At 60.4% G+C, this 14,783-nt stretch carries 13 protein-coding genes; 2 read left to right on the forward strand and 11 right to left on the reverse strand.

Translation table 11 applies throughout. The annotated features are described in order from the left end of the window. Positions 1-103: 103 nt before the first annotated feature. Positions 104-1,198, reverse strand: a complete 1,095-nt coding sequence (locus AB8841_RS27320) for an isocitrate/isopropylmalate dehydrogenase family protein (RefSeq protein ID WP_370438872.1) — start codon at positions 1,196-1,198, stop codon at positions 104-106. 157 nt (positions 1,199-1,355) lie between these two features. Then, a complete protein-coding gene (locus AB8841_RS27325; RefSeq protein WP_370438873.1) occupies positions 1,356-2,774 on the reverse strand; it encodes an MmgE/PrpD family protein in 1,419 nt (472 codons plus the stop codon). Positions 2,775-2,919: 145 nt separating this feature from the next. Here AB8841_RS27325 and AB8841_RS27330 point away from each other — a divergent pair, with 145 nt between their 5' ends. Then, positions 2,920-3,609, forward strand: a complete 690-nt coding sequence (locus AB8841_RS27330) for an FCD domain-containing protein (RefSeq protein ID WP_370438874.1) — start codon at positions 2,920-2,922, stop codon at positions 3,607-3,609. 140 nt (positions 3,610-3,749) lie between these two features. Here AB8841_RS27330 and AB8841_RS27335 read toward each other — a convergent pair whose 3' ends face one another. The 5 genes from AB8841_RS27335 to AB8841_RS27355 all read right to left on the reverse strand — a co-directional run bounded on the left by AB8841_RS27335 (position 3,750) and on the right by AB8841_RS27355 (position 8,575). Then, positions 3,750-5,471 (reverse strand): ABC transporter permease, encoded by a 1,722-nt coding sequence (locus AB8841_RS27335; protein WP_370438875.1) that lies wholly within the window; start codon positions 5,469-5,471, stop codon positions 3,750-3,752. Between the two features lie 46 nt (positions 5,472-5,517). Next, entirely contained in the window at positions 5,518-6,576 is a 1,059-nt protein-coding gene (locus AB8841_RS27340) for an ABC transporter substrate-binding protein (RefSeq protein ID WP_370438876.1), read from the reverse strand. A gap of 12 nt (positions 6,577-6,588) precedes the next feature. Then, positions 6,589-7,653, reverse strand: a complete 1,065-nt coding sequence (locus tag AB8841_RS27345) for an ABC transporter ATP-binding protein (RefSeq protein ID WP_370438877.1) — start codon at positions 7,651-7,653, stop codon at positions 6,589-6,591. A 248-nt stretch (positions 7,654-7,901) separates the two neighbouring features. Then, complete coding sequence (locus AB8841_RS27350) at positions 7,902-8,261, reverse strand: GntR family transcriptional regulator (RefSeq protein WP_370438878.1); 360 nt, start codon at positions 8,259-8,261, stop codon at positions 7,902-7,904. Next, the gene (locus tag AB8841_RS27355; protein WP_370438879.1) at positions 8,258-8,575 is read right to left on the reverse strand and encodes a GntR family transcriptional regulator; all 318 of its coding nucleotides are present in this window, start codon (positions 8,573-8,575) and stop codon (positions 8,258-8,260) included. The genes AB8841_RS27350 and AB8841_RS27355 overlap by 4 nt, the downstream gene beginning before the upstream one ends. A 165-nt stretch (positions 8,576-8,740) precedes the next feature. On the opposite strand from AB8841_RS27355, the gene AB8841_RS27360 reads away from it, so the two are divergent. Then, positions 8,741-10,093, forward strand: a complete 1,353-nt coding sequence (locus tag AB8841_RS27360) for an MmgE/PrpD family protein (protein WP_370438880.1) — start codon at positions 8,741-8,743, stop codon at positions 10,091-10,093. Between the two features lie 101 nt (positions 10,094-10,194). Here the strand turns inward: AB8841_RS27360 and AB8841_RS27365 are convergent, their stop codons facing one another. From AB8841_RS27365 to AB8841_RS27380, 4 genes are all read right to left on the reverse strand, one after another. After that, positions 10,195-11,586 carry an MmgE/PrpD family protein gene (locus AB8841_RS27365; protein WP_370438881.1) on the reverse strand — a complete coding sequence of 464 codons (1,392 nt, stop codon included), beginning with the start codon at positions 11,584-11,586 and terminating at the stop codon, positions 10,195-10,197. A 75-nt stretch (positions 11,587-11,661) separates the two neighbouring features. Beyond that, positions 11,662-13,176, reverse strand: coding sequence for a tripartite tricarboxylate transporter permease (locus AB8841_RS27370; protein ID WP_370438882.1), 1,515 nt, complete (start codon positions 13,174-13,176; stop codon positions 11,662-11,664). Between the two features lie 58 nt (positions 13,177-13,234). Further along, positions 13,235-13,720, reverse strand: a complete 486-nt coding sequence (locus AB8841_RS27375; RefSeq protein ID WP_370438883.1) for a tripartite tricarboxylate transporter TctB family protein — start codon at positions 13,718-13,720, stop codon at positions 13,235-13,237. A gap of 39 nt (positions 13,721-13,759) precedes the next feature. Then, entirely contained in the window at positions 13,760-14,725 is a 966-nt protein-coding gene (locus AB8841_RS27380) for a Bug family tripartite tricarboxylate transporter substrate binding protein (protein WP_370438884.1), read from the reverse strand. Positions 14,726-14,783: the final 58 nt, after the last annotated feature.

Genomic DNA, 14,783 nt, shown 5'->3' on the forward strand with positions numbered 1-14,783 from the left:
GCTGCCTGTTTCCGGACTGCCGGGTCCACTACAGCATCGTGCGGAAAAGTGGACCCGGTTTTCGCTGCCGGGTCCGCGCGATGCGCTCGTTCGCAATCGCGAGTTAGGCGACTGCGCGCGTGTCTTCCTCGATGTTCCGGACGATAGCGCGGGTCATGTCTCCAGTCCGCCCGGTCCCACGGATATCGCCGGTGCGGCTTGCGGGATCCATCAGTGTCCGGGTCATTGCCCGTTCCATGGACGCGGCGGCGGCAATCGCTTCTGGGACCTCGCGAGCATGGCCAAGCCAATCGAAGAGCATGCGGGTCGACTCGATCATGGCATACGGGTTCGCAATTCCCTTCCCGGCGATATCTGGCGCCGAGCCATGGGTCGCCTGCGCCATGGCAATGTTGCCCTCGCCGATGCAGAGACCGGGCGCCATGCCGAGCCCCCCGACGAGACCCGCAGCCTCATCGGACAGGATGTCCCCGAACATGTTCGTGGTCACGACAACGTCGAAGCTCTGCGGATCCCTGACGAGGCGCATCGCGAACGTGTCTACGATGACATCGTCGACGACCACATCAGGATACTCCTGCGCGGCGCGCTTGCACTCCTCGACGAACATGCCGCATCCGAGCTTGAAGACGGTGTCCTTGTGAACGAAGGTCAGGTGCTTGCGCCGGTGCCGAGCAAGCTCGAGGGCCGCCTTGGCGACACGATAGCTGCCCGCACGCGTGATGACGCGGACGGAGATCGTCACGTCCTCGGTTGGACGGAATTCGCCCGAACCCGCAACGACGTTCCGATCCGGCTGGAACCCCTCATTGTTCTCGCGCACGATGATGAGATCAACATCGTCATGGAGGCAGCCGATATCCGGATAGGACCGTGTCGGCCGCACATTCGCGAAGAGATTGAAGTGCTTGCGCAGGATCGGGTGAGGATTAATCGCACCCGGACCGCGCGGATAGGCCCGATGCCCAATCGGCCCGAGAATCCAGCCGTCCAGCGCCGTCAGCGTTTCAAGTGTCCTGTCGGGCATTGTCGAACCATGAGTATCAAGAGCCCGTCGACCAATCGGCACGGAAATCCAATCGATCGACAGATTATGGCGACGTGCCGCCGCTCTGGCCACTTCGACGGCTGCCGGAACCACCTCATGGCCGATATCGTCACCCTCCAAAATTCCGATCTTGAGAGTCTTACTGCTCACTGTTCTTTCTCCGCTTCTGAGACCAGCGATGTCGGCCAATCCGGTCAGTGGATCGTAGGCCGTCGCAACAAAATGAAAGCGCCGGGCCCCGCAGGGCCACAGCGCCATGGGGAGGGTTCGTCATGCCGAACCCTCGTGCCGAATGCGGCAGTGGCGCTCAGTCCTTGAGGCGCAACCGGCTCATCAGCTGATCGATCGACTTGAGGGTCTCGAGATCCCGCACCATGGCCACGACATCTTCGGCTTGCTGACGCGGGAAGCGGGCAAACTCCGCGCATTCACGGAATTTGTTGGAGACCTCCTCATAGGTCATGGGATTCGACGGGCTTCCTTTACCGAAATCGGCGCGCCCGGAAACCTTTCGGCCATCGGCAAGCTCAATGTCGATGATCGTCGTCATCTTATGGTAACCGGCGTTCTCCGCCTCCTCGTCCACCACGAAATCGATCTTCTCGATCATCGCCCGCACATCCGGACGCAGCACCACCTCGTCGGTGAACTCGTTAAGACCGGCCCGTCCCTCCAGCAGGAGGATCGCCATGCAGAACTCCATCGAGAATTTAGCCTGGAGTTCATTCGTCGGACGGTGGTGAATGAGGGCGTTCGGCATATTGGAATTGGTTCCGACGCGAACCCGTTTGACGTCTCCGGCGCGAATGCCGTTTTCACGAATCAGCCTTAGCATCTCGGTCATGCCCGGATGCGTCAGAGAGCCTGACGGATGCGGTTTGATCGAGACGCCCGGATCGGCGAACGTCCATGGCGCACCGAGCTTGCCCACAATCGCATTGGGATCGAAGCCTCCGCCAGCGGCACGGAAGAAGCCGCGAGGCGCCTCTAGAATTTTATCCGTTGCCGTCCATCCGTAATTTGCGAACTGGGCGGCCGCGACACCGCTTTCGGATGAGCGCCCCGCATGGAACGGCTTCGTCATCGTGCCGAAATTCTCGCGGAGCCCCGCGGACTGACTTCCCGCGATCGATAGGGCTCTGTTCGTTGTTTCCGGATTCAGGCCCATCAGGCGCGATGTCGCGGCTGCGGCAGCGAAAGTCCCGCAGGTCGCGGTGGCGTGGAATCCGGTCTGGTAATGGCGTGGGTTGATCGCCTCGGCGATCTTGCACTCGACTTCGACGCCGAGATGATAGGCAAGCATGACGGAGCGGCCATCGGCGCCGACCATCTCACCGATGGCAAGAGCCGCCGGCAGCGCGGGTGCGGTGGGATGGGTGAGAAGCCCATAGACACGATCAGCCGCGACCGCGAGCTGAGTGTCGTCATAGTCGTCGGCATGGATTCCCACGCCATTGGCGAAGGCGGCGAAGCGAGGAGCAACACGCAGCGCTGTGCCGATGACGGTCGATGGACCAGCACTCAGTCCAAGATCGGCGAGATGACGTTGAACATATTCGCCCGACTTCGCAACCGACCCTGAAATCGCAAGCCCAAGCCCGTCGAGAATAGATTTCTTTCCGAGTTCGACGACGTTCTGCGGAAGGTCCGCCTCGCCTGTGTTGCAGATGAAGTCGGCGACGTACCACGTGAGCGCGCTGTCTCCGGTTTCGACCTTCGTGTCCATACTCTTCCTTCCCTGGTGCTACCCTGATGGGCCTATTGGTATTCTGAGCATTTGATATTCATTGTTTATTGTCAACAATCTTTTGCATACTGGCCTCGGAACGCGGTATCATTTAAAGGAAGCCAAACATGTTGATGGTGGCACTATGGACACGACTTTAGATCCAGGATTGGGTCTCCGGATCCGGCGAACGGAATCCCTGACCTCTCTCATTCGGCGTGAGCTTGAACGGATGATCGAAGTGGGAGAGCTCAAGGCCGGTGACCGACTCAACGAGAACTCGCTTGCGGCCAAGCTCGGCGTGAGCCGTGGCCCGGTACGGGAAGCCTGCCGCGGGCTTGAGCAGAGCGGCCTCGTGCACGTTATCGTCAATCGCGGGGTATTCGTCAGGGAGATCAGCAACCGTGAGGCTGCGGAACTCTATGACATTCGCGCTTCGCTCTACGCGCTCGCGGGCCGGCTTCTCGCCCCGAAGATCACCAAGAAGCAGGTGACCGAACTGCGCCGCATGATCAGGCAGATGGACGATGCCGCCGATAAGGGCGAGCTCAACATCTTCTATCCGCTCAACGTGCGTTTTCACGAGGCGATCGTGGAGTTTAGCGGCAACGGGCGTCTCCTCAGCATGTGCGCGTCCGTTCATCGCGAGATGCACCTCTTCCGTCGCCGAACGCTCGATATGCCGGGCCGTATGAAAATCTCGAATGCGGAACACACCGCCATCGTCGACGCGCTCGAGACCAAGGACAGCGAGAAGGCGGCCCAGGTGATGGCGGAGCATGTTCTGACCAGTCGCACGCTTCTTTTCGGCCCGATCGGTACGCCGGCCGGCTGAGCCTGACGGGTCAGCCGACCATTCCAGAGTTTTCTTAGAGCATCGGCCCCAAAAGTGGCATCCACTTTTGGGGCCGATCCCTTCTTGGAGGGAACGCATCGTTCTTGCGAAAAACCGGGGCCACTTTTTCGCACGATGCGCTAGCGAGCGGTCGGCAGGCGCTGGCCGCCCAGCACGGGAAGTCGGTTCGCGATGATAACCACCGCGAAGGAGATCACGAGGAGCATGATCCCGAGCACCGAGATCGCGCCGAGATCGCCACTCTCGTTCAGATCGTAGATGATGACCGAAACCAGTTTCGTATCTGCCGTCGTCAACAGGATCGTCGCCGAGAGTTCCCGGATCGTGCCGATGAACACGAAGCACCAGGTTGCGATCACGTTCGAGCGCAGGAGAGGCGCCGTAATCAGCCGCAGTGTCGTCATCCGGTTGCCGCCCAGGATGCGGCTTGCTTCCTCAAGTTCGGGATGCACGCTCTTGAATGCGGAGGACAGCTGCTGATAGCCTGCGGGCATCTCGATCGTCAGGAAGGCGATGAGAAGGATCCAGAGGGTTCCATACAGCATCAGGACCGGGTTGGAGTAGCTCAGGAAGAGCCCCACGCCGAGGACGATGCCCGGGATCGCGACGGGCGCCGTCGCGAGATAGCCGAGTATCTGGCTCCCCGGGACTGATCGCCGGGTCACGAGATAGGCGATCACAAGTGCGATGGCCGTACCGATGGTCGCCGTCAGGAAGCCCAGCAGGAAGGTGTTGCGCAAGGCAAGCTTTGTCGCCGAGAACTCGAAAAACACGAAATTCACATGGTGAAGGGTGAAGCTGCTCCAGGTGAGTGGTTCCGCAACCGTTCGCGTCAAGGCCGTCTTCAGCAGAGCCGCATAAGGCAGAATCACCGTCAGCAGAAGAACGGTGACAACAAAGGCGATAGCCAGCCACCGCCACCGGCCAAGCTTCGCAATGCGAGGGTCGCTGTTCTTGCCGCCGAGGGTCGTATAGCCTCGACGTCCCAGGATTCGAGCCTGCCCCCACAGCAGCATCACTGTCACGATGAGCAGCGGCAAGGCGGCAGCCGCAGCAAGGCCCGGCTTCGGTGGATATTGGAAGAGGCTCCAGATCTTCGTCGTGATCACGTGGAACCCGGCCGGGAGCGCGAGAATGGCAGGCGAGCCGAACATGGTGAGCGCCTGCAGAATGGCGATCATCGTGCCGGCGAGAATCGCAGGAAGCACAAGAGGAATCGTCACCCGGCGCAAGGTTACCGAGAGACGCCCGCCGAGCATGGAGGACGCATCTTCGAGATCAGACGGAACGCGCTCCAGCGCATTCACGACCAGGGTGAAGATGTAGGGGAACGTGTAGCACGCAATGGCGAAGACGAGCCCTTCGAACGTGTAGATGTCGACAAGATACTCGTACGGCTCCAGCCCGAAGATACGGCGATAAGCGACGTTGATGAGGCCGCTGTTGGGGGCGGCCAGAATTTCCCACGCGATGGCTCCCAGGAACGGCGGCGTGACGAACGAAGCCGTGACGAGCGCCCTGATGGCCGAGCGCCCGGGGAGGTCGGACCGAGCGACAAGCCACGCGAGCGGCGTCGCGATGATACAGGCAACCACCCCGACGCCGAGCGCCATCCCGAGCGCCGTCAGAAAGGGACGACGCAAGGTCGGGTCGGTCACAAGTGCGGAAAAATTGGCCAGCGTGAACTGGCCGTTCTGATCCAGGAAACTGTAGTAGCCGAGCCAGAACAGGGGCAGGACGACAAGAAGGCCCAGCACCAGCACCAGCATGACGAAGATCGGTCGCGACAAGTCGAGACGTCCGCGCCGTGCCGGCATCGGAAGAGAAATCGAGACGTTCATTCACTGCTCCGAAAATCTAACCCGCGCTACTACAGATGACCGTCGATCAGGTACCGAAGGTCAGCTCGTACTTTTTCTTGATGTCCTCGATCATCGGCTCGAGCTTGTTCGGATCGGAATAGAGAATCTTGATCTGGGAGAGCGGCGTGCGCCCTTCCTTCTCCTTCACTTGCGGATGGAACGAACGCAAGCCACCCGCGTCGCTGATCAGTTGCTGTGTCTCCTGTGTGAACATGAACGCATAGAAGAGCTTAGCTGCGTTGGGATGAGCCGGATTCTTCAGGATACCCGCATGCCCGATGGCGATCGGAGTGCCCTCGGTCGCGTAGACGACCTCGACGGGAACGCCCGTCTCTTTGAGCATGAACATGTTGTACTCGTTGCCGTCTGCCATGACGGAGCGCTCGCCCTGAGCCAGCTTCTTCGGCGGTTCGGTGGACGATTGCACCTGCATGACGCGCTGCTTGGCGAGTTTCTCGAAATAGTCCCATCCGAGAGCCTCGCTGAGCGCGTGCGTTCCCGTCATGATCGTGCCGCTGTAACCCGGATGAGCCTTGACGATTCGATTGCGCCACTTCGGATCGAGCAGATCCGCATGGCTCTTGGGCGCCTCGTCCTTCTTCACCTGGTTCGTGTTGTAACCGATGACGGAAAGATGCGCGCGGTAGGCAGCGAAGAAACCATCGGGATCCTTCGTCTCTGCAGGCCAGGATTTCGCGACGTCGGCCGGAACCGCCGGCTGCAGCCAACCCTGCCGCTTGAACAGGATGAAGTGAACGGCGTCGGAGGTTTCAACCACGTCCGCTTTATGAATTCCTGCGCCGTATTCCTGACTGATGCGCTGGAAGACGCGCTCGGCGCCGGAACGTTCGACCTGCACCTTGATGCCTGGGTACTTTGCCTCGAAGGCGCTGCCGACCTTTTCCGCAACTTGAACGTCGGTAGCCGTATACCAGACGACAACCCCTTCCTTTTTGGCCGCGTCGATCATCTCCTGGTTGGGCTCATAGGGTGCCGGAGCCTGAGCCCACGCGAGACTTCCGGCACTGCAGAGCGCAAGGCTGCTGACCAGTGCCCCGCTCAGAACTGTTCTACGATTGATCATGTCTTTCCTCCCTTAATGTGCGAGCGCACGGCAGTGCTCCAGCGGAAGATGGAGCCAAACCGGTTGCCCTTGGGGGACAGCGACATCCGCCGGAGTGACCGCACGGATCGTGTCCCCGTTACTCAGCGTGACCAGATAGTCGCGGTGAGATCCGAGATAGACCTGACGGGTGACCGTTCCAGGCACCCAATTCGTTTCGCCAAGAGGCGGGGCAGTCGTGGCGAAGTTGATGTCGTGATGCCGGATGGCCACCGAGGTTTGGCCTTGAGCGGCAAAGTCGCCTCCACCGCACCGCAGCACGACCCCGCCGATATCGACTGCATCGCCCGGCAGGCGATCACCCTTCAGGATGTTGGCGCCACCGATGAACCTCGCGACGAATTCCGAGCGCGGTCTCTTGTAGATGTCTTCAGGGGAACCGGCCTGCTCGATACGCCCCTGGTTCATCACGACGATCAGATCGGCGGTCGTCATCGCCTCCGATTGATCGTGAGTGACATAGACAGTGGTATATCGGTACTCGTCGTGCAGGCGCCGGATCTCAAAACGCATCTCTTCGCGGAGATTGGCATCCAGATTGGACAAGGGTTCATCGAGAAGCAGCGTCTCGGGCTCGACCACGAGAGCGCGCGCCAGAGACACACGCTGCTGCTGACCACCCGACAGCTCGCCCGGGTAGCGGCCGGCGAGGGGCTTCAGCTTAGCGACGTCCAGAATGGTCTCGACCCGCCGGGTGACCTCCTCACGGGGCATTTTACGGAGCCGCAGTCCATAGGCGACGTTCTCGAAAACGGTCATATGCGGCCAGAGCGCGTAGCTCTGGAAGATCATGGACATGTTACGCCGCTCAGGCGGCTCGCTACGCCCCGGGGACGAGACCGTTCGCCCACCCACCCGGATCTCCCCCTCGCTCGGTTCGACGAAACCGGCGACGAGGCGCAACGTGGTGGTTTTTCCGCAGCCAGATGGCCCCAGCAGACAAACCAGAAGTCCTTTTGCGATCGCGAGGTTGACGTCGTTGACCGCAAAATGCGCGCCATACTTCTTGGAAAGACGCGTAAGCTCGACGTAGCTCATCTCACCTCCCTGTTGTGCCGGTAACCGGCCAGCACCTCTATGGGTACCCTAGGGTGAGCTTCAGCGACTGAACCCGGATTGTCAACAATCTACTTTTAGCAAATCTGCATTAATTTAGGTCATAATACTGGTGACTGCTCAGATGTGCCGACCGGACCAGGACAGGAATCGAGTGTTCCCGGCGTGGAAGCCTGTCGCGAGCAGGCCATCCGGAAGCGGCATTTTGAACCCGAGACGCCTCCGAGACCTTACCCGACAGGGACTTCGACGACACTGAGAAGGCGATCACGCGCCGCAGTCACATGCTGGGAATGCGCGTCGTGTGCCCAACTGGGATCACGAGCCGCAATGGCAGACAACATCTCACGATGCTCCTTGTTCGAGATCGAAAGTCCTCCGCCCTGCACAAGACTGCGCGCGCGAAACAGATGAAGCTTCTTGACGAACATCCGATACTGCTGCGCAAGCAGCGCATTGCCGGCGGAATCGACGATGAACTCATGAAACGCCAGGTTCAAGGGATAGTACATTTCGAAATTGCGCAACTTGGATGCCTCCTCCATCTCAACCACCAACTGGGTCAAGCGTCGGATCTGATCGTTCGTCACGCGTTCGGCAAGCAGCCTTCCGGCAAGGCCGAACGTATCTCATAGACCTCCCTCACTTCCCGCACCGACAGTTGGCGGATGAAGGAGCCGCGATTTCGGAGGGAGACGATCAATCCTTTGCCCTCCAAGGCCCGTATCGCCTCGCGGATGGGCCCACGGCTCGTTCCCAGTTCCGAGGCCAATCTGTTCTCGTTGATCCGCTCACCGGGAGCGTAGCTACCATCGAGGATAAGCCGCTCGACCTCGCGCTCGATCGCGGTAGCAAGGGAGGACGTGCGGAGGATGCCCAATTCATCGGAAGGAGACGTTTTCATAAAACAGAGTACCTCGAGTCAGCCGGGCCGAATGCTCCGACTGTACAGCACATTTTCGTTAACTGTTGACAATTTTCGGGGAACCATCCATTCACACAATGGTGCCCTTCGAGGGCTGCAAACGTCCCGGCTTATTTTTGGAGAACAGTACAAATGGATTCTGCAGTGATTGACCGATCAAAGGTCACGCAAGTTCTTGCGAACTTCGTTGTCAGCTCCAAGCCAGGGGATATCGCCGAGGACGTTTACACGGAAGCGACCCGCTCATTCCTGAACTGGGCGGGGTGTGCTGTCGGTGGCTCGATTCACGAGACGCTCGACCGCACGCTCGCGGCGATCCGTCCATTCGCAGGCGAAGGTCAGGCGACGGTTCTCGGCCGGGGCGAGAAGCTGGATCTGCTCCACGCAGCGCTGCTGAACGGGATTTCCTCGCACGTCTTCGATTTTGACGATACACATCTCAAGACGATCATCCATCCTGCCGGTCCTATCGCATCGGCCCTTCTGGCCCTGGCTGAAACCCGCCCCATGAGCGGCCGTGAGTTCCTTCACGCGTTCGTCCTCGGTGTCGAGGTCGAATGCCGGATCGGCAACTCCGTCTATCCCGAGCATTACGACCGTGGCTGGCACATCACGGGAACCGCGGGCGTCTTCGGTGCTGCTGCGGCCGCCGGAAAGGTCCTCGGCCTGGACCCGCAGCAGATGACGTGGGCACTTGGTATTGCAGCGACCCAATCCTCGGGTCTGCGCGAAATGTTCGGCACGATGTGCAAGCCGTTGCATCCCGGACGCGCAGCGCAGAATGGCCTGCTTGCCGCTCATCTGGCCGCTCAGAATTTCACCAGCTCCGATCGCGGCATCGAGGCTCCCCGCGGTTTCGCTCACGTGCTGTCGACGAAGTTCGATCCCAAGGAAATCACGGAGAATCTGGGTAAAACCTGGGAAGTCTCGCTGAATACCTACAAGCCCTTCGCCTGTGGCATTGTCATCCACCCGGCGCTCGACGGCTGCATCCAGCTCAGGAATGCTCATGACCTGAAAGCCGATGACATCGCGTCCATCGAGCTGAAAGTGCACCCTCTCGTCCTCGAACTGACCGGCAAGGCAGAACCCAGAACCGGACTTGAAGGCAAGTTCTCCGTCTATCACTCCTGTGCGGCTGCCATCGTTTACGGCCGCTGCGGCGAGCATGAATATGCCGATGAGGTGGTTGCAGATCCCAAGATCGTCAACCTGCGCCGTAAGGTGAGGGCAGAGGCAGAGAAAGGCATCCACGAAGATCAGGTGAAGGTGACGATCACCACGGCTGACGGAAAAGTGTACGAACTGTTCGTCGAGCATGCCATCGGCAGCCTCGGCCGCCCGATGAGCAACGAAGAGCTCGACCAGAAGGTGCGCGATCTCTGCGTGCCTGTCCTGGGCCCCACCGGAACGGAGCGTTTCATCGGCCTGTGCCGTGATGTTGTGAACGCCTCGTCCCTTGCGGAGATCATCAAGGCAGGCGTTCCGGCTCGGTAAGATCAAGCGGAAAGGGCAGCTCCTCAATCAGGATCCTGCCCTTCCTCCGGGACCAGATGATCAAGAAGAGCGCGGGCGATCCACCCGCGCTCTTCACGCATTCAGCCGCGAAACCTCTCGATTCCGTCGAGGCTCGGAGCGTCGAACAGGCGAGCGCACCATTGCGCAAGGGCATCCGCCTGGGCGTCCGCCCAGCCTCCAAACAGAACGTTCGCCCGGAACTTCGCGAGGATCTCGTCACGCGAGAGAGGCTCTCTAGCACCACCACGCATGTGGGGCTGATGCGCATGATGGACGCTACCATCGCGGAGCGTTGCAATCACAGTACCGGTATAGTTTCTCGGATATTCGTCGTTCGGATCGATCTCGTATCGAACCTTTTGCGCAAGGGCCAGGATGTCCCCATTCTGGATCTTCTGCTCGCTGAATTGTCCAAGTCCCGCGGCCTTGTCGACGAAACCGACAGCGACACCGAAAGGCACGCTGAACTTCGCTGAATACGGCGTCGATGGGCGACGCTTTTCGGCGAGAGGCTCCCACAATCTGTGAACGGTGCCTTCACCGACCCTGCAGAGAACGTCCTCGATCTGCTCAGCCCCGATTCCCTCCCGCGCGAGGCGGATGGCGCAATCGATGAAAGGTTGAACCATCGTGCCGCAGGCATATGGCTTGAAGGCTATGCGGGCAGCCTTCCAGTCGCGCCCGAGGTCGGTCGTGATGCGGGAATGGTCGGCGGCAATATCCGGAACACCGAAAGAATAGAAAAAGCCGTGTTCTCCTTCGAATACCGTCCTTGGTCCTTTGAAACCTGCGCGGCCGAGGGCTGCGGCACGCAATCCCGCCTGTGCGGCCCAGCCTGGATGAATGCGCTTCGTCCAGGTGCCCTCGGCGAGGTATTCGATGATGCCGGACGCGAAGCTGGCCGCGATTCCCAAAGCGTCGACGAATTGAACTGGGGACAGGCGCAGAGCCGTACTGACGCCGGCGGCCGCGCCGAGCGCACCGATGATGGCCGTCGGATGGAAGCCTGCCCTGTGCTGAGCCGTCGGGGCGACGATCGCCATCCGGCACATGAGCTCCGCGCCGACGGCGATGCCCCGCAGCGCATCCGCGCCCGTTCGTCCATGACGTTCGCAGGCCGCGAGAACGGCGGGCACGATGACGGCGCTCGTATGCACCGGCGTACCCTCGAAGGTGTCGTCATAATCCTCGCCGTGAGAGGCCGTTCCATTGATCAGCGCAGCACCCGCTGCATCATAGCCGCGCGCGTGACCGAATGCCGTGCAGGGTCCCTCGCCTTCCCAGGAGGACACGATGGCCCGAACGTATTCCTCATGGCGGGCAGAGACGGTCAAACCGGCATGGTCGATGAGTGCAGACGTCAGGGTATCCTTGAGATCCTGTGGCAAAGCGGCATCGTCAAGGGACGAGGCCCAGCCCGCAAACTGCTCCGCAAGGGCTTGCCCAGGCGGCGGTGTGTTTTCCTTCGCCATTCCTACTCTCCATATGGTGGTCTCAAATGAAAACGGCGCCTTCCCGATCGGAGAAGGCGCCGTGCATGTGGTCCGTCAGTGAGCGGGAGCTTCCTCCAGCTTGATTGGGTTTCTCATTCGGCGAATTTCGCGCATGGCCGACAGGCCGACAATGAGAGCCGCACAGGCAAGAAGACCGAGGCTCACGCCGTCCTGCAGGAATACGATGTGATCGCCGTTGGTGATCAGCAGCGCGCGACGATAGTTGGACTCGATCATGTAGCCGAGAACGAGACCGAGGATCAGCGGGAGCGTCGGAAAGCCGAACTTACGCATGATGAAGCCGACGACGCCAGCCACGAGAACGATCGTCAGGTCGAAGAGGCTGTGATCGATCGCATAGACACCGGAGACCACGAGCCCGAAAATGGCGGCCATCAGGTAAGGCTTAGGCCGGCTCACCAACCAAATGCACGGTGTCAAGATCACAGCGCCAATCAGAAACATCAAGATATTGGCCGTAAACAGACCACCGAAGAGGCCATAGACGATCTCGGGATTGGTGGTGAACAGCAATGGCCCAGGCTGCAGGCCATGGATCAGGAAGCCGCCAAGGAGAATCGCCGTCGAGTTGGAGCCGGGAATGCCGAAACTCAAGGTTGGAACGATCGCCGTTGCGGATACGACGTTGTTGGCCGTTTCGGGAGCAATAACCCCTTCCTCGGAACCCTTGCCGAATTTCTCCGGCTCCTTCGACCAGCGGCGAGCCTCGTTGTAGGAGAGAAATGCAGCGACCGAGCCGCCGCCTCCCGGGATTGCTCCTTCAATGGCGCCCAGAACGCACCCGATGCCCTGCGCCCTGCGCAGACGCCACAGGGTCGCGAGGCTCGGGAGCCTCAAGCGCGTTGTGCCGGTCTTAGGCTTCGTACCTTCCGTCCAGCGCTCCTCGCCCGCCTGCGCCATGAGTTCCGCCACGGCAAAGATTCCAAGCATGACGAGGATGAAGTGAATGCCTTCGAGCAGATCCGGATTTCCGAATGTGAATCGGCTCACACCGGAAATCGGATCCGTGCCAACTGTTGCGATCATCAAGCCGAGCACGCCAGCGATGAGCCCCTTGAGAAGCGCCCCCTCGGAGAGGGATCCGATGATGCTGATGCCCAGGATGCCAAGCGCGAAATAGGCTGGCGGCGTAAAGACCAGCGCGAGGCTTGCCAGCGGCCCCGTCAACGTGGAGAGCAGAATCAATCCGAACAATCCGCCGATGGTGCCCCCGACGAGGGACAGGCCGAGCGCTTCACCGCCCCGGCCCTGGCGGTGCATCTCGTAGCCGTCGATCACAGTCGCGGCAGCGGAATTCGTGCCGGGCGTGCGGATCAGGATTGCCGGAATGGAGCCGCCATATTCGGCGCCCACATAAACCGACGCAAGGAGAACCACCGCGACGAGCGGCGGGAGATTATAGGTGAAGGGCAGCAGAAGGGCCATCGCGATAGACGGCGAGATCCCTGGGAGCGCCCCTCCCAATATACCCCAGGTAACGCCGCCGATCGCGGCAAGCAGAACGGGCATCGACGTGACAGCCTGCCAGCCGTAGTAGAGGCCTTCCATCTGTACGCTCCCTTGATGTGATGAGGAAAAGACGCGCGTTCCCGGCGCGCGTCCGTGGTCAGCCGATCAGCCGTGGCCAAAACCCTGCCGGTAGAGGCACGTCCAGAACCCGCACGAAGAGCAGGTAGAAGAAGACGGAGCCGACGATCGCGAATACAAGGAGCCCTGCTGTGGGGCGTTTGCCATTGTAGATTGCGACCGCGAGCAGCAACAGGGCAATGGTCAGCATGTAGCCCAGATAGGGCACCAGCACGAGATAGGCGGCACCGATCACGATCATGCCGAAGCCCCTCAGATAGACTGATATGGGCTCGCCTGTCGCCTTTGATCCTGCATTGGCGGTGACCTGCGCTGCCCGCATCATCAGAAGGTTCTGGACGATGAGGCCTGCCGAGAGAACGCCGAGCGCAATTGCCAATATCTTTGGAAGGCCATCGGCGCCGACGCTCCCGCCGAGACGGCTTTTCGGGATCGCATCCGCACCGAACCAGAAGACCACCGAAAAGATCAGAAGAAGGGTGCCCGTGATCAGATTTGAGCGCATGATATGTTTCCCGAAAAGCGCGAGATATCTGTCGGACGATCACTCGGCCGTGATGCCATACTTCGTGAAGAAGGCCTTCTGCTCCTGCGCGAAGCCAGCAAGAAACTTCCCGTACTGTTCCTGATTCAGATAGGACGGGATGAGGGCATCCTTCTCGTAGACCGCTTTGAACTTCGGGTCCTGAAGCACCTTCTGCGCCGCGTCTTCCCAAGCTGCGACGATGTCGCGTGGCAGCCCCTTCGGACCGGCAAGGCCGCGGAATTTCCGCACGACCAGATTGATGCCCTGCTCCTTCGCTGTCGGGACATCTGCAAACTGCGGGAGGCGTTCATCGGTGTAGGTGGTGATGAGACGGATCTTCTTCGCGTCGAGCTGGCCGCGCAGTTCGCCAATTTCGCCGATGCCGACGGTCGACGTGCCGTTGAGCACGCTCAGCATGACGTCGCCACCGCCGTCATGCGTAATGATGGTCACTTCGGTACCGGTCTCGGCTTTGAGCTGCTCCATGACCTGGCGGTCGAGAGAGCCAGGGGTGCTGACACCGACACGCACCTGGTTCGGGCGCTTCTTGGCGTCTTCGACGACATCCTTCAGCGATTTGTAGGGACTGTCGGCGCGGACGAATACGATCTGCGGGTCCTGGAACAGGTTCACGACGGGATCGAGGTCCTCGTACGTCTTATCAGGTTTGCTGAGCAGCGACGTATTGATGTAGCTCGGCGTCGTTCCGTAGAACACGCTGCCATCCGCCGGCGAGCCTGCGAGATACGCGATGGCCTTGGCTCCAGCGCCGCCGCGAACGTTCTCGACCACGTAAGTCACGCCCGTAATCGGCGTGAGATGCTTGATCAGCTCACGCAGGAAGACGTCCGTTCCGCCGCCGGGACTGGAATGGGTGACGAGCTTCACGGTTTTGTGCGGATAGTTCGCCGCAAGAGCAGGTTGGGCCAGGAAGCCGGCGGTCGTCAAGCCCACCAAGAGTGCAGTCTTGATCTTGGAAATCATCGTGAGTTCCTCCTTGGTTCATGGAAGCCGCCTTCCCGGCGGTCTGTTGGTTGGTCGA

Origin of the sequence: Microvirga sp. TS319, assembly GCF_041276405.1 — a bacterium.
Lineage (GTDB): Bacteria > Pseudomonadota > Alphaproteobacteria > Rhizobiales > Beijerinckiaceae > Microvirga.

Coding starts and splice junctions, on each gene's coding strand:
- AB8841_RS27345 (WP_370438877.1), bottom strand. CDS start 7,653: ATGAGCTACGTCGAGCTTACGCGTCTTTCCAAGAAGTATGGCGCGCAT.
- AB8841_RS27330 (WP_370438874.1), top strand. CDS start 2,920: ATGGACACGACTTTAGATCCAGGATTGGGTCTCCGGATCCGGCGAACG.
- AB8841_RS27375 (WP_370438883.1), bottom strand. CDS start 13,720: ATGCGCTCAAATCTGATCACGGGCACCCTTCTTCTGATCTTTTCGGTG.
- AB8841_RS27335 (WP_370438875.1), bottom strand. CDS start 5,471: ATGAACGTCTCGATTTCTCTTCCGATGCCGGCACGGCGCGGACGTCTC.
- AB8841_RS27370 (WP_370438882.1), bottom strand. CDS start 13,176: ATGGAAGGCCTCTACTACGGCTGGCAGGCTGTCACGTCGATGCCCGTT.
- AB8841_RS27355 (WP_370438879.1), bottom strand. CDS start 8,575: ATGAAAACGTCTCCTTCCGATGAATTGGGCATCCTCCGCACGTCCTCC.
- AB8841_RS27380 (WP_370438884.1), bottom strand. CDS start 14,725: ATGATTTCCAAGATCAAGACTGCACTCTTGGTGGGCTTGACGACCGCC.
- AB8841_RS27365 (WP_370438881.1), bottom strand. CDS start 11,586: ATGGCGAAGGAAAACACACCGCCGCCTGGGCAAGCCCTTGCGGAGCAG.
- AB8841_RS27340 (WP_370438876.1), bottom strand. CDS start 6,576: ATGATCAATCGTAGAACAGTTCTGAGCGGGGCACTGGTCAGCAGCCTT.
- AB8841_RS27325 (WP_370438873.1), bottom strand. CDS start 2,774: ATGGACACGAAGGTCGAAACCGGAGACAGCGCGCTCACGTGGTACGTC.